The organism is Streptomyces sp. TBY4 (assembly GCF_024213195.1).
Classification (GTDB): Bacteria; Actinomycetota; Actinomycetes; order Streptomycetales; family Streptomycetaceae; genus Streptomyces.
On sequence record NZ_JANAVF010000002.1, the window covers coordinates 207612 to 234048 of the forward strand.

At 73.4% G+C, this 26437-nt stretch carries 21 protein-coding genes; 10 read left to right on the forward strand and 11 right to left on the reverse strand.

The features are described 5' to 3' along the window. The first annotated feature begins 11 nt into the window (after positions 1-11). Positions 12-1646, forward strand: a complete 1635-nt coding sequence (gene lnt / locus NLX94_RS05285) for an apolipoprotein N-acyltransferase (RefSeq protein ID WP_254381405.1) — start codon at positions 12-14, stop codon at positions 1644-1646. Between the two features lie 9 nt (positions 1647-1655). Continuing rightward, positions 1656-2147 (forward strand): NUDIX domain-containing protein, encoded by a 492-nt coding sequence (locus NLX94_RS05290; RefSeq protein ID WP_254381406.1) that lies wholly within the window; start codon positions 1656-1658, stop codon positions 2145-2147. Between the two features lie 86 nt (positions 2148-2233). On the opposite strand, the gene NLX94_RS05295 is transcribed toward NLX94_RS05290, so the two are convergent. After that, a complete protein-coding gene (locus NLX94_RS05295; protein ID WP_254381407.1) occupies positions 2234-6559 on the reverse strand; it encodes a hypothetical protein in 4326 nt (1441 codons plus the stop codon). 183 nt (positions 6560-6742) lie between these two features. Further along, complete coding sequence (locus tag NLX94_RS39275) at positions 6743-7561, reverse strand: helix-turn-helix transcriptional regulator (RefSeq protein ID WP_254381408.1); 819 nt, start codon at positions 7559-7561, stop codon at positions 6743-6745. Positions 7562-7840: 279 nt separating this feature from the next. Between NLX94_RS39275 and NLX94_RS05305 the strand changes: the two genes are divergently transcribed. Together NLX94_RS05305 and NLX94_RS05310 are read left to right on the forward strand one after the other, a co-directional pair. Next, on the forward strand, positions 7841-8296 hold the full coding sequence (locus NLX94_RS05305) for a hypothetical protein (protein ID WP_254381409.1): 456 nt from the start codon (positions 7841-7843) through the stop codon (positions 8294-8296). 50 nt (positions 8297-8346) lie between these two features. Continuing rightward, positions 8347-9297 (forward strand): hypothetical protein, encoded by a 951-nt coding sequence (locus NLX94_RS05310; RefSeq protein ID WP_254381410.1) that lies wholly within the window; start codon positions 8347-8349, stop codon positions 9295-9297. 40 nt (positions 9298-9337) lie between these two features. On the opposite strand, the gene NLX94_RS05315 is transcribed toward NLX94_RS05310, so the two are convergent. Next, positions 9338-10123 carry a serine protease gene (locus NLX94_RS05315; RefSeq protein WP_254381411.1) on the reverse strand — a complete coding sequence of 262 codons (786 nt, stop codon included), beginning with the start codon at positions 10121-10123 and terminating at the stop codon, positions 9338-9340. 279 nt (positions 10124-10402) lie between these two features. Between NLX94_RS05315 and NLX94_RS05320 the strand changes: the two genes are divergently transcribed. Then, on the forward strand, positions 10403-11491 hold the full coding sequence (locus NLX94_RS05320) for a hypothetical protein (protein ID WP_254381412.1): 1089 nt from the start codon (positions 10403-10405) through the stop codon (positions 11489-11491). Positions 11492-11495: 4 nt separating this feature from the next. On the opposite strand, the gene NLX94_RS05325 is transcribed toward NLX94_RS05320, so the two are convergent. Then, positions 11496-12989 carry a hypothetical protein gene (locus NLX94_RS05325; RefSeq protein ID WP_254381413.1) on the reverse strand — a complete coding sequence of 498 codons (1494 nt, stop codon included), beginning with the start codon at positions 12987-12989 and terminating at the stop codon, positions 11496-11498. Between the two features lie 194 nt (positions 12990-13183). Here NLX94_RS05325 and NLX94_RS05330 point away from each other — a divergent pair, with 194 nt between their 5' ends. Both NLX94_RS05330 and NLX94_RS05335 read left to right on the forward strand, forming a co-directional pair. Continuing rightward, positions 13184-14473, forward strand: a complete 1290-nt coding sequence (locus tag NLX94_RS05330; RefSeq protein ID WP_254381414.1) for a bifunctional GNAT family N-acetyltransferase/ATP-binding protein — start codon at positions 13184-13186, stop codon at positions 14471-14473. Between the two features lie 319 nt (positions 14474-14792). Next, positions 14793-15110 (forward strand): DUF6191 domain-containing protein, encoded by a 318-nt coding sequence (locus NLX94_RS05335; protein ID WP_254381415.1) that lies wholly within the window; start codon positions 14793-14795, stop codon positions 15108-15110. On the opposite strand, the gene NLX94_RS05340 is transcribed toward NLX94_RS05335, so the two are convergent. The 5 genes from NLX94_RS05340 to NLX94_RS05360 all read right to left on the reverse strand — a co-directional run bounded on the left by NLX94_RS05340 (position 15107) and on the right by NLX94_RS05360 (position 20366). After that, positions 15107-15766, reverse strand: a complete 660-nt coding sequence (locus NLX94_RS05340) for a hypothetical protein (protein ID WP_254381416.1) — start codon at positions 15764-15766, stop codon at positions 15107-15109. The genes NLX94_RS05335 and NLX94_RS05340 overlap by 4 nt on opposite strands. Then, positions 15763-17388, reverse strand: a complete 1626-nt coding sequence (locus tag NLX94_RS05345) for a serine/threonine-protein kinase (protein ID WP_254381417.1) — start codon at positions 17386-17388, stop codon at positions 15763-15765. Before NLX94_RS05345 ends, NLX94_RS05340 begins: the two co-directional genes overlap by 4 nt. A 111-nt stretch (positions 17389-17499) precedes the next feature. Further along, positions 17500-18756, reverse strand: coding sequence for a Tm-1-like ATP-binding domain-containing protein (locus NLX94_RS05350; RefSeq protein ID WP_254381418.1), 1257 nt, complete (start codon positions 18754-18756; stop codon positions 17500-17502). 48 nt (positions 18757-18804) lie between these two features. Then, positions 18805-19299 (reverse strand): NUDIX domain-containing protein, encoded by a 495-nt coding sequence (locus tag NLX94_RS05355; protein WP_254381419.1) that lies wholly within the window; start codon positions 19297-19299, stop codon positions 18805-18807. Between the two features lie 29 nt (positions 19300-19328). Next, entirely contained in the window at positions 19329-20366 is a 1038-nt protein-coding gene (locus tag NLX94_RS05360) for a cation diffusion facilitator family transporter (RefSeq protein WP_254381420.1), read from the reverse strand. Positions 20367-20535: 169 nt separating this feature from the next. Between NLX94_RS05360 and NLX94_RS05365 the strand changes: the two genes are divergently transcribed. The 3 genes from NLX94_RS05365 to NLX94_RS05375 are packed head-to-tail and all read left to right on the forward strand — an operon-like array spanning position 20536 to position 24505. Next, positions 20536-22884: an FHA domain-containing protein gene (locus tag NLX94_RS05365; protein ID WP_254381421.1), complete on the forward strand. Its 2349-nt coding sequence runs from the start codon at positions 20536-20538 to the stop codon at positions 22882-22884. Positions 22885-22889: 5 nt separating this feature from the next. Next, positions 22890-23507, forward strand: coding sequence for a hypothetical protein (locus NLX94_RS05370; RefSeq protein ID WP_254381422.1), 618 nt, complete (start codon positions 22890-22892; stop codon positions 23505-23507). Then, a complete protein-coding gene (locus NLX94_RS05375; RefSeq protein WP_254381423.1) occupies positions 23507-24505 on the forward strand; it encodes a serine/threonine-protein kinase in 999 nt (332 codons plus the stop codon). Before NLX94_RS05370 ends, NLX94_RS05375 begins: the two co-directional genes overlap by 1 nt. 19 nt (positions 24506-24524) lie before the next feature. On the opposite strand, the gene NLX94_RS05380 is transcribed toward NLX94_RS05375, so the two are convergent. Both NLX94_RS05380 and NLX94_RS05385 read right to left on the reverse strand, forming a co-directional pair. Next, the gene (locus NLX94_RS05380; protein WP_254381424.1) at positions 24525-24911 is read right to left on the reverse strand and encodes a hypothetical protein; all 387 of its coding nucleotides are present in this window, start codon (positions 24909-24911) and stop codon (positions 24525-24527) included. Between the two features lie 67 nt (positions 24912-24978). Next, the gene (locus NLX94_RS05385; RefSeq protein WP_254381425.1) at positions 24979-26280 is read right to left on the reverse strand and encodes a streptophobe family protein; all 1302 of its coding nucleotides are present in this window, start codon (positions 26278-26280) and stop codon (positions 24979-24981) included. Between the last annotated feature and the right edge of the window lie 157 nt (positions 26281-26437).

The window sequence follows — 26437 nt, forward strand, 5'->3', positions numbered from 1 at the left end:
CACTCCGCCAGATGAGCAGCAGTGCGACCCGCGCGGCCGGGAACGAAGCCGGGAACGAAGCCGTGAACGAGCCGCAGGGTCCCGGGCAGGGACGGGCGACCGGTGCCGCGGCCGTGACGGGGTCTCCCGCGCGCCGCTGGGCCGGCCGGTTCGCGCGGCCCGCGCTCGCCGTCCTCGCCGGAGTGCTCCTCTACCTCAGCTTCCCGCCCCGCCCCCTGTGGTGGCTGGCCCCCCTCGCCCTCGCGCTGCTCGGCGGGTGCCTGTACGGGCGCCGCGCGCGGGCCGGCTTCGGCCTCGGCGTCCTGCACGGCCTGGGCTTCCTGCTGCCGCTGCTCGTCTGGACCGGCGAGGGCGTCGGCCCCGTCCCCTGGCTGGCCCTGGTCACCCTCGAATCCCTGCTGATCGGCCTCACCGCCCTCGGCATCGCCCTCGTCAGCCGGCTCCCCGGCTGGCCGCTGTGGGGCGCCGCCGTCTGGATCGCCGGCGAGGCGCTGCGCGCCCGGGCCCCCTTCGGCGGCTTCTCCTGGGGCAAGCTCGCCTTCGGGCAGCCCGAGGGGGTCTTCCTGCCGCTCGCCGCGCTCGGCGGCACCCCGCTGCTCTCCTTCGCCGTGGCCCTGTGTGGATTCGGGCTGTACGAGGTGGTGCGCGTCGGCGCCGACACCCGCCGGGCCACCGCCGCCCTGCTCGCCGCCACCGCCGTGGCCGCCCCGCTCGCCGGGGCGCTGGCGGCCCGGCCGCTGGTCTCCGACGCCGCCGAGGACGGAACCGTGACGGCCGCCGTCATCCAGGGCAACGTCCCGCGCGCCGGCTTCGACTTCAACGCCCAGCGCCGCCAGGTCCTGGACAACCACGCCAACCGCACCATCCAGCTCGCCGAGGACATCAAGCTCGGCAAGGTGGCGAAGCCGGACTTCGTCGTCTGGCCGGAGAACTCCTCCGACATCGACCCGTACGCCGAGCCCGACGCCTACGCCGTCATCGACAACGCGGTCAAGACCATCGGGGTGCCCGTGGCCATCGGCTCCGTACTGGCCCCGGAGACCGGCCCGCTGCGCAACACGATGATCCTGTGGGACCCGGTCAAGGGGCCCGTGGACACCTACGACAAGCGCAAGATCCAGCCCTTCGGCGAGCGCATCCCGATGCGCTCCTTCGTCCGGCTCTTCAGCTCCGACGTGGACCGGGTGCGGCGCGACTTCGGCCCCGGCAAGGAGCCCGGGGTCTTCGACATGGCGGGCAGCGGGGTCGGCATGGTCACCTGCTACGAGGCCGCCTTCGACGACGCCGTCCGCTCCACCGTGCGGGCCGGCGCCCAGGTCATCGCGGTGCCCAGCAACAACGCCACCTTCGGCCGCACCGAGATGACCTACCAGCAGCTCGCCATGGACCGGGTGCGGGCCGTGGAGCACAGCCGGACCGTCCTGGTGCCCGTCACCAGCGGGGTCAGCGCCGTGATCCGCCCCGACGGCAGGATCGTGCAGCAGACCAGGATGTTCACCCCGGACGCCCTGGTCGCGGAGATCCCGCTGCGCTCCACGCAGACCCCCGCCACCCGCTTCGGCCCGCTCGCCGAGTACCTCCTGCTCGGGGTGGCCCTCGCCGGACTCGGCTGGTCGTTCGCCCGCCGCACCGCCCGGTCCTCGTAGGCTCGGGGAATGACCACACCCGAGTTCATCCGCACGCTCCGCGCCACCGCCGGTCACCAGTTGCTGCTGCTGCCCGGGGTGACCGCCGTCGTCGTCGACGACCTGGGGCGGGTCCTGCTGGGCCGGCGCGCCGACACCGGACGCTGGTCGGTCGTCGGCGGGATCGCGGAGCCGGGGGAGCAGCCGGCCGACACGGCGGTGCGCGAGGTGTACGAGGAGACGGCCGTGCGGTGCGTACCGGACCGGGTGGTGCTGGTGCAGATGCTCCCGCCGATCACCTACCCCAACGGGGACGTCTGTCAGTTCCAGGACATCACCTTCCGCTGCCGGGCCACGGGCGGGGAGGCCCGGGTCAACGACAACGAGTCGCTGGAGGTGGCCTGGTTCGCACCCGACGCGCTGCCGGAGCCGCTGGAGTCCTTCGCGGTGGACCGGATCCGCCAGGCCCTGCGCGACGAGCCGACCTGGTTCGAGGCCTCCGCGGAGGTGGGAGAGGCGTGACGGGCGGCGTGTGACGGGCGGACCCCGGCGGCACGGTGCTGCCGCCGGGGTCCTTTCGGTTCACCGGGTCGCGTCACCCTCCCCGCTCAGTCGGTGCGGGTACTGCTGTACCGGGTCTGCGTGTCGCAGTACATCCCGCTGGACGGCGTCGGATCACCGCCCTCGACCGCGTCGATCTGCCACGGGTTGCCGCTGTTGCCGCGCTCGCCGATGTCGCAGAAGCCGTAGGGGTGGGGGTCGCTGAGGGGCAGCTCCGAGAAGTTGCGGAAGTTGCCCCGGGACGCGGGGCCGGTGGTCGGGCGGCCGGCGTTGTCGATGGCCTTGCCGTTGAGGTAGAGGTACAGGTCGGGCATCCAGCTCTGCGTGACGATGCCGAGGTGGGGGTCCGTCGACGGGGTGTCGGCCCGCGCGGTGGGGACGACCGACCCGTCGGCGCAGAACGCCACGCTCACGTTCTGCCAGATCGGGGGTGCGGCGTTGAACAGGGTCCCGAAGGTGCCGCCCGGCCCCCAGACCTTGAAGAACGTGGAGTAGATGTCGCCCACGGTCTTGCGCACCGATTCGGGCAGGTAGCCGGTGGCCGCGAGCCTTTCGGTCCGCTCCACCCACTGCACCGTCTCGTTCTTGACCGAGTCGTTGGCCACCATCGGGCGGTAGCCGATGGTGCCCCCGCTCACCGACCGGCTCTCCACGCACCGGCCGTCGGCCACGATGCGCGGCGCGGTCACGTTGGGGAGGTACTCCCGCCCCGGGGTCTTGCCCGTCTCGTTGGGCGTGACCAGGACGGAGGCTCCGTCCTTCCAGGAATTGGCGTCGATGGACGCGTGCGCGAGGTTCGGCGCCGGGACGCCGTAGTCCTCCTCGATGGCGTTCATCATCTTCAGGACGAAGGGGGCGATGTGCGTGTCCCCCGTCCGTGTGGTCACGTCCGCCTGTTCCGTGCCCGGGATGATCTTCCCGGTGGGGTCGACGATGTAGCGCGCCTCGATATGGGTCTTGATCTTGTAGGAGCCGTCGCTCATGAACGAGCTGTGCGGGTCGATCTCGGCGGGCGGCCGGGCGTTCGCGTACCCCATCCAGATCGCCTGCGTCATGTCCGGAGCGCTGTCACCGTGTCCGGTGCCGCCGCGCCGCGCGTCCTCGTACCACTCCATCGCCGCCGCGTGGGTGGCCGGACCGACGCAGTCCGGGCCCCGGTTCGCCCCCTGGCAGACGGGCATCATCCCCATACCCACCGTCGGGGAGTCACCGGTCCAGCTCTTGCCCCCGTAACTGCGCTCCACGGCCCAGTCCCGCAGCGTGGTCATGGTCCGGAAGGGGGTCTTGAGCAGCCACGGGGTGTCCGTGTCCATGTTCTGGTCCTGGTCGAAGATCGCCACCGCGTCGAAGCTCTGCTCGGCCCACGTGCCGTCGACGGGCAGGAAGGCGACCGCGTCGTAGGCGATGTCCGCGTCCCCGGTGCCGTCGGTGGTGATGTTGGTCAGGGTCACGGACGGCCGTTCGGTGAAGACGAAGTACCCCAGGGGCACCCAGCGGTTCTTGCCGCTCGGCTGGGAGACCGTCACGGACTTCTTCTTGCCCCGCCCGAGGTTCACCTCGTAGACGGCGCGGCCCGTGTGGGCGCCGTGGTCGGGCAGGTGCACCCATACCTGTACCGGCTTGGCCACGGGATCCCGCAGGGCCCAGGTGGCGGACACCTTGAGGAGCTGCCCCTTGAGGTCGTTCTTGCGGGTGTGGGTGAAGTAGAAGTGCCCGCCGAATCCGGCGCCGATCTGATGGGTGTCGACCTTCGCGGGGAACGTCGTGGCGCCCGGATCACTTCCGAACGACATCGTGAACGTACCGGCGTTGGCCCACGGACGCCCACAGTTCGGGCGTACGGACGGCACGTTGTCCGGCTGGTCGTCGACGATCAGGGCGCCCGCCGGCAGCCCGGTCAGGGTGCAGGCCGGCGGGTAGGCGGTGCCGTCGGGCTCCTCCCTGTACGTGGAGTTGAAACGGACGATCTCGTTGCCGCAGGTGGCCTGGCAGTCGGCCTTCCAGGTGACGGGCGTGTGCCACCAGCAGTGCAGGTTCGACAGGCGGCAGGGGCCGTTGTCGTTGGTGGAGTCGTCGCTGATGCGGCTGGAGTCGCAGTTGTTGGCGGGGTCGTCGGCGAGGACCTGGCAGAAGGTGTCCTCGGCGGGCTTGGCCTGCGCGCGGTTGTACTTGGCGCTGCCGGGCACGGTGGCATCTGCCGTGGTGCCGCTCCACCAGGCGTTGCGGTAGCCGGCCACGGTTTTGCCCGGGGACTCCAGGGCCTCGAGCGCGTGCCCCGCGAAGCCGATGACCTTCTCCTGGTAGGGCCAGTCCTGCGGGTGGGAGGCATCGCGGTAGTCGTCGTTGCCGAGCCAGTCCTCCATGAACGGGGTGCGGCCGGTGTCCCATTCCGGGTTGGCGGGGTTGTTGGCCCAGCCGACGCCCCAGGTGCTGCCGTCGCCCAGGTCCGGGTGGAAGCCCGAGTTGTAGGCCCAGAGCGCGAAGAACCAGTTCTCGATCCTCGACGCGTCGCCGTTGTTGACGATCAGACCGGCGTCGCGGGTCTGGTTCCACTTCTCGCTGACGATCCGGAGCCCCGCGGCGATGTTGGTGACGTAGTCCAGCGCCACGGCGCGCTGGGTGTCGTACGGTAACGGGTTGCTGCCGCGCCCGGCGAGACGCATGCCGTCGGTGATCTGGGCGACACCGTAACCGCAGTCGGCCTTCTCCCAGTTGACGCTCCAGTCGTCGGAGCTGTCCCCGTCGTAATAGTCGATCCCGTAGTAGTTGCCGATCAGCGGGTTCCCCGTGACGCCGGGGACCACGTACCGGCCGGCCTGCCACATGTTGGACTCCTGCGCGGTGATCCCGAGCATGATCTGCGCCGGCACCCGGCCTTGGCCGGACAGGGCCAGCCGGGGGAACAGCGTCTGCGGCGCATAGGCCGGCATGCCCAGGTTCTTCCAGTTCGCGGGACGGCTGGTGTTCTGGTTCAGCGTCCCCTGGATCGCCTGGTCCACGGCCCATTCGACCTGCCGGGGCTTGGGCTGCATGGCCTGGTTGCGCGGGTCGTTGCGCGGGACGGAGCAGTACCGCTCCGACTCCACGATCTCCGTCGGGCCGGACGCGGCGGCGCTCGCGGCGCGCGGCGCCGCGTCCCCGTCCGTGCCGCCCGCCCCGGAGCTCCCCGCCGCACGCGGCGAAGCCTCCTTGCCGCGGCCGAGGCCAGCGCCGCCCCCGGCGGCGGGATCGATCACGGAGGTGGAGCTCTTCCCGGACGCCGTGCGCAGCAGATCGACGGTGACCGGCCGGGCGTCCCTCGCCTCGTCCGGGGAGATCCGGGAGTCCTTGCCGTCCGCCCAGCCGGCGGCGGTCACCACGGATTCGCCGTGGGTGCTGACCGTAGCGCCCTTGGGGGCCTTCGGCAGCAGCCTGGCCGCCTTGGGCAGCTTGACCTTGCCCTTGGTCACCGGCCCGGTCAGGTAGACGGTCCCCGCCGCGTCCCGGGCCAGCCCCGTCGCGGCCAGCGGCCCCGACGCGAGCTCGGCGGGCTTCACGGGCCGGGTGGGCTCACCGGTCGTGGAGGGCTTGCCCTTCTTCGGGGCCGGCGCGGCGATCTGGGCCCCGGCGATCCGCTTCACCTTCGCGGTGGGGACGGCGGCCGGGGCGCCGGCCGCCTTCGGTCCGGCGGTGGACTTGTCGAGGAAGACGACACCGCCGTCCTTGTCCGCCGTGAGCCGGAACGGCACGCCGTCGGTGACCGCGACGGCCGTCGTGGCACCGTCGCTCCCGACCCTGACGACGGCGCCGGCATCGGCGGCCACGATGCTCCCGTCCCGGACCGGAACGGCCGACGTGACCTGCCCCGCCGACTCCACCGGCGCCGCGAGCAGACCGGTGGCGGCGTCCAGGCGGACGAGCCGGGTGGAGGTCTTGTCCTCCCCGGGCGACTGGGTGAGGACCGCGGTCTCGTCCACGCCGCAGCCGGGGTTGTAGTAGGAGAGCGAGGCCCGCAGGGCGAGTTTGGTCACCGCGCCCGTGCCCAGATCGACCACGGCGGTGAACCCGCCCCGGGCCATGAGCCGCGGCTCGTTGGTGAACGTACGCGGGGCGAACACGACGACGGCCCGCCGCCCGGACCCCGTCACACAGGCGTTGCCGATCCACATGTCGGTGTCGAAGCCCGGTTCGGACAGCGACGCGGCGGTGCGCCAGCGGTAGCCGTCCTTCGCGTCGGCCACCATCAGGTGGAAGCCCTCCGCGTCCCCGGTCGTCGTCCACGCCCGGTCCTCGGAGACCTTGGGCGGCGGCGCCGCGCTCGCCGTCCCGGAATTGCCGGCCAGCGCGGTGAACACCATCACCGCGGCCGCGCCCAGTGCCGTGCCAGCACGCACCGCTCCCGGCCGGCCGCGCGTCCGGGCCGGCCTGGCCGTCTGTCCTGGTGGTCGCATGCTTCTCCTTCTGATTCCGGGCACGCGGGTGCCCGCCACCGCGCGGGGTTGCGGACGCAACGGCCACGGAACGCGGCGGAGTCTCTGGACGCGCGGAGCGGACCCCGGACCGACAGGGGCAGGTCCTCAGGCGGACTGGGGCGTCCAGTCGAGCCGGTCGGCGGACAGCTGCGTGGGCGTCAGCCCGATGGCGGCCTTGAAGGCGTGGTTGTAGTGGGCCTGGTCGTGATAGCCGGCCAACTGCGCGACCTTGGCCAGCGGGACCCCCCGGTCCTGCAGCCGCATGGCGTGGTTCAGCCGCAGGACCGCGGCGATGGCGGCGGGGGACCGCCCGACGTGCTCCCGGAAACGCCGCTCGAGGTGCCGGACGCTCCAATGGGTCCCGGCGGCCAGTTCCTTGACGCGGATCCGCCCGCGCGTCCGGTGGAGTTCACTCCAGGCCCACACGATCTCGGGAGCGACGAACGGGCCCCGCCCCAGCAGGCGCGGCAGCGTCTCGTTCAGGATCCGGGCCTGCGCCGCCCCGTCCGCCGCTTCCAACTGCTCGGGCAGGTGGCGGAACTGGTGGGGCAGAAGATCGGCGGGGCTCAGGTGCGACCGGTCCCACTCGTGCATGGGCACCCCGAAGAGCCGGTAGGCGCCCAGCGGGTTCATGACGAGCGTGATGCCCCGGACCCGACCGCAGTGCCGTCCCGTGACCGCGGTGGTCGCCGGCAGGTCGGCCCGGGACAGGCAGGTCCGCGAAAGGGCCGGATCCACCAGGCTGTCGGTCGAGATGGGTGAGCCGAAGCCGAAGCTGACCGTGGCCACGGTGTTGGGCGTGATGAGCCGCCGTACGGGCTTCGTCCGCCTGTACGAGAAGCTCGAGTAGTGGTGGACGAGGCCACGCAGGACGGGTGACCGGGACACGAGGCGGCTGTTCGGGGCGGCGGCTGGTGCGGGCACGGGTGCTTACTCCTTGCGGAGGAGGAGCGGGAGTCCGGCGACGGGACCGGGAACGGGGATTCCCCGCGCCCCGGCAGCGATCCTTTCCCCGCCGGAGGGCCGCGGCCTAGTGATCTTCGGGCCAACCGGGGCCCGGTCCGTGGCCGGATCACGAGGAGCCGCAGAAGTGGGAAGCACACCTCCGGAACCTGTCGCATTCCAACAAGACGGGCGCTCTCAAGGCCCGCGAACCTGTGCACGGTTCAGCTCCCCTCCCCGTCCCACCCGAGGAGATCTCCCATGCGCGTACGCACGTTGACCGGCGCGGCGGTCGCCGGCCTCATCGCCGCCCTGGCCCTGCCGTCGACCCCGGCCGGCGCCGACATCCGCAACTCCCACATGTACGCCCAGAACAAGGCCTGCGACGGCACGGGCGGTTTCACCTTCGGCCTCTACTACAACTCCGGCTTCAACGGAGCCGTGCGGTACTTCCGCTACGACGAGTACGACTTCGGCTACCTCGGCCGGGAGACGGGCGTGGACTACTACACGGCCAGCTTCTGCGAGTGGGGCAACGGCGCCGGAACCGAGGTGAAGAACAACGCCGCGAGCGCCTGGAACGCCAGGACGGACCTGGCCGCGCAGGTGTACTTCAACAAGGGTTACCAGGGGATAGCCGACTACATCGGCCGCGGCAACGGACGCAACCTGTCGGCGACCTACAACGACAACGCCTCGTTCAAGCACGTGTCCTGACGACGGACGCCGATCGCCCCGCCCACCGGCCCACGCGAAGGGAACGACGCATGCACGCTCTCGGACGACTGCTCGCCCTGGCCTGCGCGGTGGGCGCGGCGATGACCGCCACCGCGTGCGCCGGCCCGTCGGAGCCGGCCGCCACCGCGCGCACCGACGTCACCGTCGCCCCGCAGCGCGCGACCCCGCCGGTCCCGGACCCCGTCACCCTGAGCCTCCCGCTCGACGCCTACCGCCCCTCCAAGGCGGAGCTGGCGCAGATCGACAAGGCGCTGGACCTGGTCACCGACCAGTGCATGCGGCGCTACGGGTTCCAGTACACCCCCGCCCCGCCCCTGCCGGCCTACGGCCCGGCCTCCGACACCGACCTGCGCTACGGGATCCACGACGCGGGTCTCGCCGCCGCGCGCGGCTACCGCCCCGCGGGCGACGAGGCCGCCTCCTCGGCCGCCAGGGAGGCGGCGGACCGCACGCAGGCCGCGATGAGCGAAGCCGAGCGGACCGTCCTGGTCGGCCCGGGCGGCGGCGGCCCCCGGCCCACCGCCGCCCCGACCGCGACGGTGGCGGGCCGGCAGGTGCCGGAGCGGGGCTGCTTCGGCGAGGCCACCGCCCGCGTCACGGGCGGCGCCTCACCGGTCAGCGACTTCGTGCAGGACCTCGGCCACACCGGCTACGCCAAGGCGCAGGAGGACCCGCAGGTGGTCGCGGCCTTCGGCGCGTGGTCGCGGTGCATGAAGGAGAAGGGCTTCGGCTACGCGAAACCCATGGACGCCCCCAACGACCCGCGCTTCTCCTCCCCGCAGCCGGCGCCCGCCGAGACGGCGACGGCGACCGCGGACGTGGAGTGCCGTACGCGGACCAACGTGATCGGCGTCTGGTACGCGACCGAGGTGGCCTTCCAGAAGGCCCTCATCGAGAGGAACGCGCCCTCCCTCACCGCCGCCAAGCAGGCCAAGGAGGAGGCCGTCCGGCACGCGGCGGAGGTCCTCGCGGCCTCCTGACGCGCGCTTCCCGGCGGTCCCCTCCGAGGGCCCGGCGGGTTCAGCCGCCGGTGGCCGCCTCGCGGTACAGCTCCACCGCCTGCTCGCCCATGACCGCGCTGTACGAGACCTCCGGGACGGTCCCGCCGCCCTCGTACCCTCCGAGGACCCCGGCCAGGGCGCCGTCGACGAGCCAGGGGCTGCCGCTGGTGCCGCCGCTGAGGTCCGGGCACTCGATGCGCCTCTGGGTCCCGGAGATCAGCGTCGTGGTGTTCGCGCAGTACAGCGGGGACTCCTCGCGGCTCGGGTAGCCCACGACGGACACGGTGACGCCGGCCGGCTGCCGCGCCGCGACGGGGAAGCCCCCGACCACGTCCTCGATCTGCCGGCCGTCCACCGGCGCGACGGTCGCGAAGGCGATGTCCTCGTCGGGGTCCTCGCCGTCCGTCCAGCCCGGGGCCTCGTACACGCCGGTCAGCTTCCACAGGCCGTACGGGGCCTTGCCCGCGCGGTAGCCCGGGGCGAAGTAGGTGGTGTCCGGGCTGGCCAGGCAGTGCGCGGCGGTGACGATCACGTCGCGGCCCTCGCTGCGCACCACGGACGCGGTGCAGAAGTGGCCGCCGTCGAGCCCGCCCGCGAAGAGCGCGCCGACCCGCGCGGCCGTCCCGTCGGCCGGGGCCGGGACCGTGACACCGGGCGGCGGTCCGGCCGGCGGGCCGGGGACGCCGGCGCCGAGCAGGGCCGCCGTGGCGCCCAGGGCGAGCAGGATCCGCGCACCGCGCCGGCCGCGGGCGCGGGCACGGGCGCGTGCCCGTCGGTCCGGTCGGGAGGAGAGGTACTGGATCATGCTCCGAGCCTCGCCGGGGAACCTGTGACCGGGGTCGGGGAATCCTTGTGAATCCCCTGTGAATCACTCGAATCATGCGCATCACGTGAACCGGCGGCCGCGGACCTTCGGCGCGCGCCCGCGCCGACCGGATGGGCGCCGCCCGTTGGCCGCGGACGCGGGGATATGAGGTAGTCGGGGTGAGAGGTGGCCGGGATTTGAGGTGGCCGGGACGTGAGGTGGCAGGGCGAAGCCGGTGACCCCGAGGAGGCCCGGTGACCCCGAGGAGGAGGGCGCAGCGTGCGGGTGCTCAGCGCGGTCGCCGGGTTCCTCGTGGTCCTCGGGACCTTCGTGTCGGTCACCCAGGCCCTGGTGACGCCCCGGGCCATGCGTTCGAAGCTGCCGCGGATCGTGCGCGTCCTGCTCCGCGCCCCGTACCAGTTCGTCGCCGACCGGATGCCCACCGAACAGCTCAAGGACCGCGTCCTGGCCCCGGCCGCCCCGGTCGCGATGCTGTTCCTGCTGGTGATCTGGCTGCTGCTGTTCCTCCTCGGCTACGGGCTCCTCGAACACGGCGTGTCCGGCATGCCGCTCACCGTCGCCCTGCGCGAAGCGGGCTCCTCCGTCCTCACCCTCGGCTTCGCCAGCGTCGACCGCGGCCAGCTGACGGCCGTGGACTTCTGCGCTGCGGCCACCGGCCCCATCGTCATCGGCCTCCAGATCGGATACCTCCCGACCCTCTACGCCGCCTACGCCCGCCGGGAGACCGAGGTCAGCCTGCTGCGCATCCGCGGCGGCGTACCGTCCTGGGGACCGCAGCTGCTGGCCCGCCACGCCCAGGTCGACCTGGTGGACACCCTGCCCGACCTGTTCCGCGACTGGGAGCGCTGGGCCGCGGAAGTCAGCGAGAGCCACACCAACCACCCCGGGCTGATCCACTTCCGCTCGCCGAGCTGGGAGCGGAACTGGCTGATCAGCCTGCTCGCCGTGCTGGACGCCGCCGCGCTCTACCTGGCCTTCAACCCCATGGCCCCGCAGACCCAGATGCGCGTGACCCTGCGCGCGGGCTTCAACTGCCTGCGCGACCTGGCCCACGAGGAGGGCATCGCCCACGACCCGGACCCGCTGCCGGAGGACCCGATCGAGCTGACCTACGAGGAGTTCCTCGACGGGGTCGCCCGGATGCGCGAGCGCGGGGTGACCATGGAGCGCGCGCCGGAGCAGGCTTGGCCGCACTTCCGCGGCTGGCGCGTCAACTACGAGTCGGTCGCCTACGCCCTGGCCTACCGCATCGACGCGGTCCCCGCCCCCTGGTCCGGACCCCGCCGCCGCCGCGGCGGCCCCGTCGAGGTCCCGACCCCCGTCGACCGCAAGCCCGCGGCCGGCTAGGGGGTCAGCCGCGCCGCTCGTACACCGTCAGCCGGCGGCCGCGGACCTCGATGTCCTCCACCACGGTGAAGTCCGCCCGCAGGACGGCCGCCTTCGCCCGGTCCGCCGGGGAGCCCGAGGGTCTGGCCGCCTGCCGCGCGTCCGTGACCAGCAGGACCCGCCGCTGCTCCCGCAGCGCCGCCGAGATCCGGGCCGGGTCGGCCTCCTCGCCCTTCAGGGTCCCCGACTCCACGGGGCCGCGGGCCAGCGCGATGTCCCGCAGGCCGGCGAAGGCCCCGGGGGAGACCAGCGCGGTGTCCCGCCGGGCCGCCGGGACGAAGAGCACCGCGTCCCCGTCCCGCTTCAGCGCCGACACCTCCCCGGCCACCGCGAGGACATCGTCGACCCGGCTGGCCGGTGACCGGTCGGCCAGCGCCACCGGCAGCAGGGCCACCGCCGCGACCGCGACCACGGCCGGCACGAGCGCGCCCGACGCCCGCGGACACCGGGGCGCGAGGGCCCGTACGGCCACGCCCAGCGCCGCACCGATCAGCAGGGCCAGCCCCAGCATGGAGAACAGCACGTACCGGTCCAGGAACAGCGGCTGGACCAGCGAGGCGGCCGCCAGCCCCAGCAGGGGCACCGCCAGCAGCGGCAGGCCGACCGAGGCCGCCGTCAGCCGGGCCGGGAGACCGGCGCGCGGCCCGTTCCGGCGGTCGGCGAGCGCACACAGCGCACCGATCGCCAGCAGGACGCCCGGGCCGATCATCATGTGCCAGGTCAGCGGCGGTATCCAGGAGACCTGCCCGGACTGGGTCCGGCTGAACAGGATCAGCGGCAGCGCCCCCGCGACGGCCGCCCCGGAGGCGAGCAGCCAGGGCGCCACGACACGGCGCCCGGCCCGCGTCCACCACAGGGTGACCGCGTGGGCGGGCAGGATCAGCAGGGAGAACCAGTTCAGCAGGGCGCAGACCAGCACGAGAGCCCCGTACGCTGTCCAGCGCGCCCGGCTCCGCCGCCCGGGACCGGCTCCGCCGGAGGTGATCAGCGAGACGAGGAGCAGGGTCGACAGTCCGGCGCCGCCCGCGATCAGCGCGTACGACCGGCCCTCCTGGAGCTGGAACTGCACGGCCGGCAGCAGCCCGAGGGCCAGCCCGCCGCCCAGCCCCGCCCACGGGCCCGCCAGCCGGCGCCCGATCACCGCCACACAGCCGGCGGCGACCGCCACCGCCAGCACCGAGGGCAGGCGCAGGGTGGCCGTGCTCGCCCCGAACACCTCGAAAAGCACGTGCATGAGCAGGTAGTACAGGCCGTGGACCGCGTCCACGTTCCCGAGCAGGTGCCAGATCTCGACGGGGGAGCGCTCCGCCACCTGCCAGGTCGCCGCCTCGTCCCGCCACACGCTGTTCTGCCGGGAGAGCCCCCACACACCGAGCGCCAGGGTCCAGAGGACCGGAACCAGCCACACGGGAGACGGCCGTCGTCGGATGCCGGTGCCGGTGGATATGTGGGAAGTCATGAAGGCGTACGGATCCTCGGGCAGCGGTTCGGGCGGAAACCACCAGTCTATGGACGATACGGAGGGTTCCCGGACCGGCTGTTGTGCACGACGGAGCGTGATCAAGGGGCCCGCCCGCCCCTAGCCTCGCCGCAGGAAGGTGCGCAACCGGCACGCGGCAGGCACGCAGCAGCACGAACGAGGGGCGGTACCCGGTGAACTGGCTGATCCACGACTACCGCGAGAGCGATCTCGCGGCCGTTGTCCATCTGATCGACACCACGGCCGAACTCGGCCAGGAGTCGGTCTTCTCACTCGCCGAATGCATCAGCGCCCTCACCGACCGGCAGCCCTGCGTGGTCGCCGTCCACCAGGGCGTCCCCATCGGCGCCGCCCTCGCCTGCGTCACCGGCGAACGCGCCTGGGTCATGCGCATCGCCATCGCCGCCGGCTGGCGCGGCCGGGGCCTGGCCAGCGCGCTCCTCGTGGAGCTGGAGCGCCGGCTCATCGCCGCCCGCGTCGGGCGCATCGCGTACGTCCTGCCCGAGGAGGACCTGCTCGGCGAGGGCCTGCTCAACGCCGGCTACACCCGGCAGCCCGCCGTCGCCTACTTCGAGAAGACCGAGCCGCTGCACGGCCCGGCCGCCGGACTCCTCGACGACCTCGGCGGCCGCTTCCTGCCGAACGACCTGTGGACCAAGGTCGCCGGCATGGAGACGGAGAAGGACCTCATCGAGCGGCGCGTGGTGCTGCCCCTCGCCGAGCCCGAGCGGGCCGCCGCGCACGGGGTGCGGCCGCCGCGCGCCATCACCCTCTTCGGCCCGCCCGGCACCGGCAAGACCACCTTCGCCCGCGCCATCGCCTCCCGGCTCGGCTGGCCCTTCGTGGAGCTGCTGCCCTCCCGGCTCGCCGACGAGGGCAACCTCGCGGCCGCGCTGCGCGACGCCTTCGCCCGCATCGCCGAACTGGAACGGGTGCTCGTCTTCATCGACGAGGTCGAGGAGATCGCGCCCGTGCGCACCGAGCCCGCCCAGCCCGGCGGGATCCACGGGGTGACCAACGAGCTGCTCAAGCTGATACCCGGCTTCCGCGAGGGCGACGAACGGCTGCTGGTCTGCGCGACCAACTCCATCCGCTCCCTCGACCCGGCCTTCCTGCGCCCCGGCCGCTTCGACTACCTGATCCCGATCGGCACCCCGGACGCGGGCGCCCGCGCCGCGATCTGGGCCCGCTACACGGCCGGCCGCCCCGACGTGGACGTGGCGGCGCTGGTCGGGGCGAGCGAGCTGTTCACCCCGGCCGACATCGAGCACGCGGCGCGGATCGCGGCGCAGGTGTCCTTCGAGCGGGACCTGGAGGCGGTGGGCGCGCGCGGCGCGGCGGCGGCCCAGCTGGGCGCGAGCACGGAGGACTACCTGGCGGCGGTGGCGCAGTGCCGGCCGACGGTGACCCCGGCGATGACGGGGGAGTTCGCGGCGGACATCACCGCGCACGCGCGCTTCTGAAGAAGGGGCGATCCGAACGGCCCGCCACGGACGGGCAGGTGAGATGGCCCGCAGCCACTCCCCAAAGCGGCTGCGGGCCTCCCGCGCGGACTTGGCATCCGTGCGGGACAGCCACGTTCCGTTGGGGTGTATCGCCGGCTGGAACGTGGCAGCAAGGGTGCCGTGAGGGCCATCCCTGATGCCCTCGCCAACACATTCGAGTCAACCAGGGGCGGGGCGCTGCCGCCTCGGCCGGAAGGCCACGATCGCCCCGGCCGGAAGGACCGGTCGGCAGGGCCGGGGCGTTGGCCGAAAGGAGGACCGGGGTTAGGGTCCTGCCATGGCCTTCGTCGTCTTCATGACCCTCCCCGGGCTCGCGCTGCTGCTCACGGCCATCGCCTTCCTCGACCTCACGCTGGAGCGCGCGGGCCGGGCCGGCCTGCTGCCCTGGCGCTGGAACGGCCGCAGGGGACAGATGTCCTCGACCGGCTTCGAGCAACTCCACGCCAGCTTCTCGCCGGGCAAGCAGAACGAACTCAAGGAGCGGCAGAGCGCGCTGGTCATGCGCGACGACGAGGAGGACGGCGCCCCGCCCCGCTCCCGCGTGGACCTCGACGGAGGCCTCGCGGTGATCCGGCTCCCGGCGGCCACCCCCTAGGGGCGGCAGCGGTACGTGAACTCCGCCGCGGCCGTGCGCCGTACGGGGGAGACGAGTTCGAGCTCGGCCTTCGCGGGGTGGGTGCCCTTGCCCTGGAAGGTCCACAACAGGTGCAGCCGGGCCTCCTTCCGGCCGCTCGGGACGCGCTCGCTGAGCTGCTCCGAGCGCGTGCCGTCACTGCGCAGCCAGCGGTACGTGAGCACCCCCGGGCGCCCGTTGGTCCGTACGACGGCCACCACGTCGGCGGTCCCGTCGCAGCCGGGCCCCTTCGCATCGGTGGACACCACCGCGTCCCGGACCTCCAGGGCCGGGCCGAACCGCTGCCAGCCGAGGTAGCAGAGGACCCCGATCAGGACCACGGCGGCCAGGGTGTAGCGCCGCCACTCGCTCCGCCGGCGGGGGGCCGGAGCGGGGTACAGCGGGAACGGCGCGGGCAGCGCGGCCGTCACCCCCGGTCCGAAGCGCAGCACCGACCCCTCGACCCGGTCCGGCACGGCCCCGGCCGGTACGTCGAACCGGGCGGTCGGGGCCGTTTGTCCGGTGCGGGCGAGCCGTTCCGTGCGGTCCGTGTCCCCGGGCGGTCCGGAGATCCAGTGGCTGCCGAGGACGGTGGCGCTGTAGTCGTCGTCGCCCTGCGGGGCGTGGGGACCGCTCATGCCGGCTTGCACCCCCGGATGTAGATGCTCTGGACGGAACTCTGGTTGGCGGCGGCCGGCTTGGTGGTGGCGCGGACGCTCCAGTAGCAGCCGGCGCCCTGCGTGAAGGCGTGCGCGAGGGTCTTCGTCTGGGTACCGGGGCTTCCGGCTCCGAACTCGATGAGCTCGCGCCCGTCGGGGACGGTCAGGGCGCCCTTGTCGTCACCGGTGAACCACTCCACGACCAGCGTGTACGGGCCCGCGCCGTCGCTGTCGACGGAGAGGGCGGCCTCGGCGGTGCCCGGCGCGGTCTGCCGGAAGGAAAGGACGTTCACCGCGGAGATCCTGACCGTCGGGGTCGGGGACGGGGTCGGTGTGGGGGTAGCGGTCGGGGTCCGGGTCGGCGGCCTGGTCACCGTCCAGGTCGGCTTGGGCGTCGGCGTCGGAGGGAGCAGGGTGTGGCTCGGGGCCGGGCTCGCCGAGGGCGACGGGGACGGCGCGGGTGTGGGAGAGGGGGTCGGTGACGCGGACGGGCTCGGTCCGGGCTTCGGGGTGACCGGGGCCGGGGCCGAGGCGCTCGACGTCGCGAACGCGTTCAGCGCCTTCGCGCCGCCCGGCTCCACGCCCACCGCCTGGTAGCCCAGTACGGCCACCAGCCCGAGCACGAGCGCCGCGCCCGCAGCGAGCAGCCCGCGCCCGCCCGGGGCCCAGCCCGGCGCCGGCGGCGGCAGGACCGTCGTGGCCAGCGCGGTGGTGCCGTGCGCCGGGGCGCCCGCGGAGGGGAACAGCAGGGGCAGCAGGGCCGCCAGCGCGGCCAGCTTGCGCTGTCCGCGCTCCTCCCACTGGGGCCCGTACGCCGCCAGGGCCACCGCCTCCAGTTCGGCGACGAACGCCTCGGCGTTCTCGGGCCGTTGCTCGGGAGCCTTCGCCAGTCCGCGCCGGATCAGCGGGCGCACCGGCTCGGGTGCCTCGGTCTCCGGGACCGGGGCCTCGATGTGCTGGACCGCGAGCTCCGCGAAGTTCTGCCCGTCGTAGGGCTTGCGGCCGGTCAGGCATTCGAAGAAGGTCGCCGTCGCCGCGTACACGTCGGCCTCGGGCGACGCGGGCCGGCCCTGCCACTGCTCCGGGGCCATGTACGCGGGGGTGCCCGCCGCCCCGGGGGTCGTGCCCAGCGGTGTGGCGATGCCGAAGTCCACCAGTTTGGAGGTCCCGTTGGCGGCGACCAGGACGTTGGCCGGCTTGTAGTCCCGGTGGACCACACCGGCCCGGTGGGCGTCGGCCAGCCCCAGCAGGGAGCCCTTCAGCAGCACCAGCGCCGCTTCCGGTCCGGTCTGCCCGCACTGCCGCAGCAGGGCGTTCAGCGGGATGCCGTCCACGAGCTCCATGACGATCGCGGCGCCGCCGGGCGCCTCGACGTACTCGTACAGCCCGACCACGTAGGGGGAGCGCAGGGCGCCGAGCAGCTGGGCCTCGGCCCGGAACTCCCGTACGAAGGCCGGATTCTCCAGCATCCGGTCGTTCAGGTACTTCACGGCGACGGCCGTGCCGGTGCCCTCGTGGACCGCGAGCACCACCCGGCCGCTGGCGCCCGAACCGAGCTCGCGGACCTCCGAGTAACCGGGAACCGACCACACGCCGCTCATGCCTTCCCCCTTGCCGTGGCGTGACCGCACCCTGGAGCCGGTCCTTCCAGGGACCGGCCACCACCTGGGACACATTTCCGCCACGGCCGGTTCCCGGCCGGGGAGGCCGTCTCAGGCCGCGGCGGCCCGCGCCCCGATCATGGCGTGCAGCCGGTCGGCCGCCGCCCGCCCGAACTCCGGATCGTTGATGTGGGTGTCGTAGTCGTGGATCCGGGCGGCGCTGCCCCGCAGCCCCTCGCGCAGCGCCGCGAACAGCGCCCCGTCGGCGTCGGGATCGTGGTAGGGCCCGCCGGGGGCGCCGAGCGTGGACAGTCCGCGCAGGGGCAGGCAGAGGGCCGTGGGGCCGGTGGCCGCACGGAGTTTGGCGGCGACCCTGCGGCCGAGCTCGGCGCATTCGGCGCCGGTCGTGCGGATCACCGTGATCGAGGGGTTGTGGACGTGGATCCGGCGGTGGCGGACCCGTTCGGGCAGGCTCTCCAGCGGGCCGAACTTCACCATGTCCAGCGCCCCCAGGCTCACCACCTGCGGGATCCCGGCCCGCCCGGCGGCGCTGAGCCGGTCGGGCCCGGCGGTCAGGATGCCGCCGCACAGGTCGTCGGCGAGCTCGCTGAGGGTGAGGTCGAGGACGCCGGCGAAGATCCCCTGGCCAGCCAGGGTCTCCAGGGTCCGGCCGCCGGTCCCGCTGACGTGGAAGACCAGTACCTCGTAGCCCAGTTCGGTCAGGCGCTCCCGGGCCGCGTCCACGCCGGTCGTGGTCACGCCCGCCATGCTCGCCGCGATCAGCGGCCGGGGCCCCGAGCCCAGCGGGGCCGGCCGGCGCAGCTCCAGGGCGGAGCGCGCGTAGGCCCCGGCCATCCCGGTCACCGCCGCGACGGCGTTGGCGAGGACCGGCCCGGAGACGCTGTTGATCCCCGCGATGTCCACGACGCTGTACATCATCGTGATGTCCGCCGATCCGACGTACGGGGCCGTGTCCCCGGACGCCATCGAGGAGACCATCACCTTCGGCACGCCGAGCGGCAGGGCGCGCATCGCCCGAGTGGCGATGGAGGTCCCGCCGCTGCCCCCGATCGCGAGGACCCCGTGCAGCCGTCCTTCGGCGTGCAGGCGTAAGAGGACGGCTTCCGCGCCCCGGGCCATGGCGGTCACGGCCGCGCCCCGGTCGGCGGCCGCGCGCAGTGCGGACAGTTCCGTTCCCGCGGCCCGCGCCACCGCTTCGCGCGGTACGTCGGCGGGCACGAGGGGCTCGTTCATGATTCCTGTGTCGACCGTGATCACTTCGACGCCGGTGCGCAGCAGCCTCTCGCGCAGCCAGCCGTACTCCACACCCTTGGTGTCCAGGGTTCCCACCAGCACGACGTTCGTCATATGTGCAATGTCCATGCAGGTGCGGTTTGTTGGCAAGTAAAGGGCAGGTCAACCCTGATCGGGGAGGAGTTCCAACAGCCGTTCCAGGAAAGGGATCTGAGACACCACCAGCTTGGTCCGGGCCGCGTCGGGGGTGAACCACTCGACCCTGTCCAGCTCGGGGAACTCCTGCGTCCGCCCCGACCTCGGCGGCCACTCCATGGTGAAGGTGCCGGGCACCGCGAGGGCCGGATCCAGATCCGCCCGTACCGCCCAGATGGTCACCAGCTTCCCGCCCATCATCCGCACCTCGCCCAGCGGCAGGTACGGACCCTCCGGCGGCGGCAGCCCGACCTCCTCCTCGAACTCCCGGCGGGCCGCGTCGCGCGCGGTCTCCCCGGGCTCGTACTCGCCCTTCGGGATCGACCAGGCGCCCGCGTCACGGCGCTCCCAGAGCGGGCCGCCCATATGGCCGAGCAGGATCTCGACCCCGGCCCCGGCTCCGGCGGCGGGTGCGGGTGCGGGGCGGAACAGGAGCAGTCCGGCACTTCGCTTCGCTGTCATGGCGCATCCCTACCCCGCCCGGGCGGCCCTCAGTGGTCGTGCGGGCCCTCGCGGTGGACCGGGCCGTGGGCGTCCGCGCAGTGCGCGTCGGTCCGGTCCTCCTCGCCGGGGCGGCCGACCGACAGGAGGGCGTCCTGCGCGTGGTCCACCTGGAGGGTGGTGTGGGTGATCCCGTACTCCTTCGCCAGCAGCGCTTCCAGGTCCCGGCGCACGGCGTGGCAGTCGCCCTCCGGGGCCACCAGCACGTGCGCGGACAGCGCCGCCTGCCCCGAGGTGATGGTCCAGATGTGCAGGTCGTGCACCTCGGTGACCGGCGGGTGCCCGACCAGCCGGTCACCGACCGTGTCCGGGTCCACGTGGGCCGGGGCGGCCTCCAGCAGGATCCGGCCGGACTCGCGGACCAGTCCGTAGCCCGCCTTGACCATCAGGACGACCACGACGAGCGAGGCGATCGAGTCGGCCTGCCGGAAACCGGTGGTGAGCACGATCAGACCGGCGACGGCGGTGCCGATGAAGGCGAACAGGTCGTTCAGGATGTGCTGGTAGGCGCCCTCCACGGCCAGGGAGGTGCGGTTCGCCTTCGAGATGCACCAGGCCGCCGCGATGTTGACGACGATGCCCGCCAGCGCCGTCACCAGCACCAGCCCGCCCTCCACCGGCGGCGGATCGAGCAGCCGCCGTACGGCCTCGTACGCCAGCCAGACCGCCAGCAGCAGCAGGGTCAGGCCGTTGGCCTGGGCGGAGAGTATCTCCGCGCGCTTGAGCCCGTACGTGAAACCACCGCGCGCCGGCCGGGCGGCCAGCCGCATCGCGATCAGCGCGAGGACGATCGAGACGGCGTCCGTCAGCATGTGCGCGGCGTCGGAGATCAGGGCCAGGGAGTGCGCCAGGATGCCGATGACCACCTCGATGGCCATGAAGCCCGTGATCAGGCCGAGGGCGATGCCGAGCCAGCGGCGGTCCGCGTCGGCGGCGACCCCGTGGCTGTGCCCCGCGTGGCCGTGGCCTTCGTGAGCGACGGTGCCGACGGTGTCGTGGTCGTGGGGCGCGTGATCGTGCGCGCTCATGGTGTCCCCCGTGGGTCGTGGCGAATCGCTCGCGCGTTCCGCTTCGCCTGAAGTGAAGCGCACCTCGGGAGGATGGGCAAAGGCTGCAACGGGGACCGTTGTCATTACCCATAACGCCACCCTGACCTGCGGTTATGCCGAGCGCTGCGGATCGTGGGAAAATCGCCCCATGGTCCAGCGCCCCGGTGTGCCGACCGCGCCAGAGCTCCTCCTGGAAACGGACAGGGGTTCCACCGCGTTGAGCCCGCGCCGGACGTACCACGTCGGCCGGGACCCCCTCTGCGAGATCTGCCTCGACGACGCCCGCGTCTCCTGGCACCACGCGGTGCTGCGCCCCGAAGGCGACCACTGGACGCTGGAGGACGAGGACAGCACCAACGGCACGTTCGTCGACGGCCACCGCGTCCGCGAGTGGGCGGTCGGCGTCGGGAGCGAGCTGCGCTTCGGCAGCGCCGCCGACGGACCGCGCGTCCGCTTCGCCGAACCCGCCGTCCTTTCCCGCCCCTCCTCGGTCTCCCGCCCGGACATGACCACCACCTTCCGGCGGCCGACCTCGGTGCGCCCGCTCGCCGACCGGGCCGCCGTCCGCATCGGCCGCGCCCCCGACAACGACCTCGTCATCGACGACCTCGTCGTCTCCCGCCACCACGCCGAACTCCGGTCCCGCCCCGGCGGCGGATACGAGATCGCCGACCTCGGCAGCCACAACGGCACCTACCTCAACGGCGCCCGCCTCACGGGGGCCGCCGCCATCGCCGACGGGGACATCGTCGGCATCGGCCACTCCGCCTTCTGCCTGGTCGGCGACCAGCTGCAGGAGTACGTGGACACCGGCGAGGTCTCCCTCGACGTGCAGGACCTCGGCGTGGCCGTCGACCACGGCCGCAAGACCCTCCTCGACCAGGTCTCCTTCCCCGTCGGAGCCACCACCCTGCTCGCCGTCGTGGGCCCCAGCGGCGCCGGCAAGTCCACCCTGCTCGGCGCGCTGACCGGCCTGCGCCCCGCCGACCGCGGCACCGTCCTCTACGACGGCCGCGACCTCTACCGGGACTACGCCGAACTGCGCAGCCGCATCGGCCTCGTCCCGCAGGACGACATCCTGCACTCCCAGCTGACCGTGCGCCGCGCCCTCGTCTACGCCGCCGAGCTGCGCTTCCCGCAGGACACCGCCAAGTCCGAACGCGAGGCCCGGGTCGACGAGGTGATCGGCGAACTCGGCCTCCAGCAGCGGGCCGACCAGCCCATCCACAGCCTCTCCGGCGGCCAGCGCAAACGGGTCTCCGTCGCCCTGGAACTGCTGACCAAGCCCTCCCTCCTCTTCCTGGACGAGCCCACCTCCGGGCTCGACCCGGGCATGGACCGCTCGGTGATGAACATGCTGCGCGGCCTCGCCGACGACGGCCGCACGGTCATCGTCGTCACCCACAGCGTCCTCAACCTGAGCGTCTGCGACCGCCTCCTGGTCCTCGCGCCCGGCGGCCGCATCGCCTACTACGGACCCCCGGACGAGGCGCTCGGCTTCTTCGGCTTCGACCAGTGGCCCGAGGCCTTCGAAGCCTTCGAGAACGAGCGCGAGCGCGACTGGGCCGGGCAGCACCGGGCCTCGCCGCTGTACCGCCGCTACGTCGACGTGGCCGGCCGGGTCCCGCTCGCGGGCCAGGGCGACCGGGCCGCGGGCGTCCCGCCCAAGCCGCCGCCCAAGGCGCAGAGCTGGGGTTCGCAGCTCTCCACCCTGATCCGCCGGTACGCCGCCGTGCTCAGCGCCGACCGCACCTTCCTGATCATCATGGTCGCCCTGCCGTTCGTCATGGGTGCCATGGCCCGCGCGCTGGCCGGCAGCGAGCTCACCGCGGAGACGGCCCTCAACGCCCTGTTCATCCTGTGCGTGGGCGGGGTCCTGACCGGAGCCGCCAACGCCGTCCGCGAACTGGTCAAGGAACGCGTCATCTACCAGCGCGAACGCGCCGTGGGGCTCTCCCGGTCGGCCTACCTGATGTCCAAGGTGGTGGTCCTCGGCGCCGTCACCATCGCCCAGGCCGTGGTCCTCACCCTGGTCGGCCTCGCCGGGGTCAAGACCAACGCCCCCGGCGGCAAGGGCCTCTTCCTGCCCCCGCTGATCGAGATCACCCTCGTCGTCGCCCTGCTGTCCGTCACCGCCATGGTGCTCGGACTGCTGATCTCCGCCCTGGTGACCAAGGAAGAGGTCACGATGCCGCTGCTGGTCCTGCTCACCATCGTGCAGGTCGTCTTCTGCGGCTCCCTGCTCAAGCTCACCGGCGTCCCCGTCATCGAACAGTTCGCCTGGTTCGTGCCGGCCCGCTGGGCCATGGGCGCCATGTCGGCCACCATCGACCTCGGAGCCATCGTCCCCGGCAAGATCACCCAGGACCCGCTCTTCGACCACGAGCCCCGTCTGTGGCTGCTGGAGGTGGGGCTGCTGGCCGCCCTGTCCGTGCTGTTCGGCGTGCTGGTGGGCCGGGTGCTGCGCCGCCACGAGCCCACCATCATGCGGAAGTAGCCGCGATGACCAGCCCCGGCCCGGCCGCGGACTTCCGGCCCACCCACATCGTCCCGCAGGACGGGCTCCCCGCCTGGGAGACCCCGGACCTGTCCCGCCCGACCGTTCCGCTCGACGCCTTCCTCCCCGTACGCCTGCTGTCCCGGCGCGGGGAATGGGGGGAGATCCTGTGCGCCAACGGCTGGTCCGCCTGGGTGGACGGACGCCTGCTGCTCGCGGTGCCGCAGCCCCCGCCGACCGGCGGGCGCCCGCTGACCCGCGTCGAGGACCCGCAGCCGCTGCTCGCCCGGTGCACGGAGGAGCTGGAACGCTACCGGCGGGCCGTCACCGACCTCGCGGCCGGGCGGACCGATCCCGAGTCCTTCCGGCGGTCCCTGCGGGGCGTGCGGGTCGGCGTCGTCGTCGACGGGGAGTCCGTGTGGCTCTACGACGAGACGGCGGGACGGTGGATGTACGGGGACGGGAGCCGCCTGGCCACCTACGCGGTCGTCGCGGGACCCGGTGCCCAGCCCGCGGCGCAGGCACCGCCGGAGGAGGCGGACACCGAGGGCGGGGGCGACGTACGAGAAGTTCCGCACGAACCCACGAAGATCGTGGAGCTGCCCGGGCCCGAGGCGGGCTGATGGGCTCCGATCCGGCCGTGGAGCCCTTCCGCGGGCGGGAGTCCGACCTGCGGGGGCGGCGGATCGCCGGGTACGTGGTGGAGGCCGAGATCGGGCGCGGCGGGATGGCGGTGGTCTACCGCGCGCACGACGTACGGCTGGACCGCACGGTCGCGCTGAAGCTGCTCGCGCCCGAACTGGCGCGCAACGACGTCTTCCGGAAGCGGTTCGCGCACGAGTCGAAGGTGGCGGCGGCCATCGACCACCCGCACATCGTGCCCGTCTTCGAGGCGGGGGAGACCGACGGGATGCTGTACATCGCCATGCGGTACGTGCCCGGTCAGGACCTGCGGGCCATGCTGGACCGGACGGGCCCGCTGCCGGTGGAGGCGGCGGCCCGGATCGCCGGCCAGGTGGCCTCGGCGCTGGACGCGGCGCACGCCCACGACCTGGTGCACCGCGACGTGAAGCCCGGCAACATCCTGGTCGCGGGCGGCACCGACAGCGAACACCCCGAGCACGTCTACCTCACGGACTTCGGGCTGACGAAGAAGTCGCTGTCGCTGACCGGGTTCACCAGCGTCGGGCAGTTCGTCGGGACCCTGGACTACGTGGCGCCCGAGCAGATCGCCGGGAAGCCGGTCGACGGCCGGTGCGACGTCTACAGCCTGGGGTGCGTGGTCTACGAAACCCTGGCAGGCAGCCCGCCGTTCGAGCGCGACGACGACATGGCACTGCTCTGGGCCCATCAGTACGATCCGCCGCCGGCGGTGTCCTCGCGGCGGGAAGGGCTCTCGCCGGGGGTGGACGAGGTGCTGGCACGGGCCCTGGCGAAGGCGCCCGAGGACCGGTGGGGGAGCTGCCTGGAGTTCACGGGGGCGCTGCGGCGGGCGGGCGAGGGTGCGGGCGGGGGTGCGGGAGCTCCCTCCGGCGTGGCCGCCTTCGTCCGGGCGCCCGCCCGGGCGGCCTCGGACGGGCCGCCGCCACCGCCGCCGCGGTGGGCGCTGCCGGTGTTCTAGCCCGGATCCCTACGGTGTTCTAGCCCTGGTCGGGAGAAGGGGCGCACACGACGTGGGCCGTGACCTCGGCGTGTGCGGCCGCGGCGTACCAGCCCCGGCGGCCGTCCGCGCCGACGACGGGGTGGGAGGCCAGGACGGTGTGCCGGAGCGTGCCGTCGCGGCCGCGGTCCCAGCGGGTGGTGGAGTACCCGCCGGACTGCACGGCCGTGCCGCGCGGACAGAAGACCCTGCTGACGGACACCGCCTGGGCGGAGGCGTCCTTGCGGCCGGTGTCGCCGGAGAGGTGGCGGGTGCCCGGGCCGGTCGCCTGGGTGGGGAGGGCGGTGGAGAGGGTCAGGGCGAGCGCGGAGAGGGCGATCAGGCCGGCGGCGTGAAGGGGCCGGAACAGGCCTTTGGTCATGTTCACGGAGACGAGCGTGTCATGCGGAAACGATCCCCCGATGAGACGATGTGCGACTGTTCACTCGAACGGCTCAAGGGGTGGGCGGGACGGGAGGGGCGGGCTCGGCGGGGGCCCGCCGGGCCGGTTCGCTGCGGCGGCGGGTCAGCAGGGCTCCGAGGAAGCCCGTCACCGCGCCCGCGAGGAACGCGAGCCCGACCGTGCGCCAGAGCAGCGGGCGCAGCAGCACCTCGCCGCCGAGCTCGCCGGAGTCGCCGATGCCCAGCAGGGACAGGCCGAACTGGGCCTGGATCCGGGCCAGCAGGCACACCACCAGGGTCCCCAGGGCCAGGGCGACGGCCAGGTGGAGGGCGTGCTGCCAGGGGCGGACGTGCGCGGGCGACCGGGCGGCGGCCAGCGCGCCGGCCCCGAGCAGCAGGACGACGGCGAGCACGACGAGCCACCACGCCCGGGCGTCCCGTTCCGCGAGCGAGGCCACGTCGATGGTGGACAGGTCCGGGGCGGAGTCCCGGCCGGTGGCGCGCAGCACCTCGTCCAGGACCTGCGGTACGGGCAGTCCGAACGGCCCCTCGGCCTTGCCCTCCCAGGCCCCGCCGAAGCCGAGGGTGAGGGCGGGCCAGACCAGGTTCGGCAGGCCCAGCAGGATCACCGCGAGGGTGCGGTCCGCGTGCCCCCCGGTCGCGGCCACCACCAGGCCGACGCCGATCCCGATGGCGACGTACGCGAGGAGCAGCGCGACCACGGCGAACGCCGCCGGGCGCACCGCCGCGTGGAAGCGGACCAGCCCCGCCGGGAGCGGTGCGCGCCGGGACACCAGCAGGGCGACCAGCAACAGGCCCAGGATCCACAGCAGTCCGAAGCCGAGGGTGGCCGGGATCGCGGCCTCGAAGCCCACCGTGGGGGAGGCGTCGAGGATCTCGCCGATGTCGCCGAGGATCGAATCGCCCGTGGAGACCGCGAAGTTCTGGCGGGACAGCAGGGCGACGCCGGTCAGCGCCACCAGCCACAGGACCACCAAGGGCGCGGCGCGGGCGAGGAGTTCGCGGGCCCCGGCCACGGCCCGGTTGTGCAGGGGGCGCAGGAAGAGCCAGCCGGTGGTCAGTGCGCCGGCCAGGCTGACGGAGAGGGGGAGCAGGGACAGGCTCGCGTCGGCCCCGGCCAGGAAGCCGGCTCCGCCGGTCACCTCCACCGAGCCGCCCGCGGCCATCAGCACGACGGCTGCCACCACGTGCGGGAACGCACCCCCGGGCAGCTCACCGGCGCCGGCGAGGGCGAGCCCCGCGGCAGCCGTGACGGCCATCACCGCGAAGCCCGCGAGGACCGCGACGAGGGCGTCCCGCCAGGCTCGCGCGGACGGTGCCGTTGCAGGGGTCACCCTGCCACCGTAGGCAGCTCCGCTTGCGGCCACCACCCGGACGGCGCACACAATGGTCGCCAGGAGTGCACCACGTCCGGAGATGTCCGCTGACGACCCGAGCAACGTCCGCATCGCAACGTCCGCAGCGGAACGTCCACAGGGGACCGGAACCCCT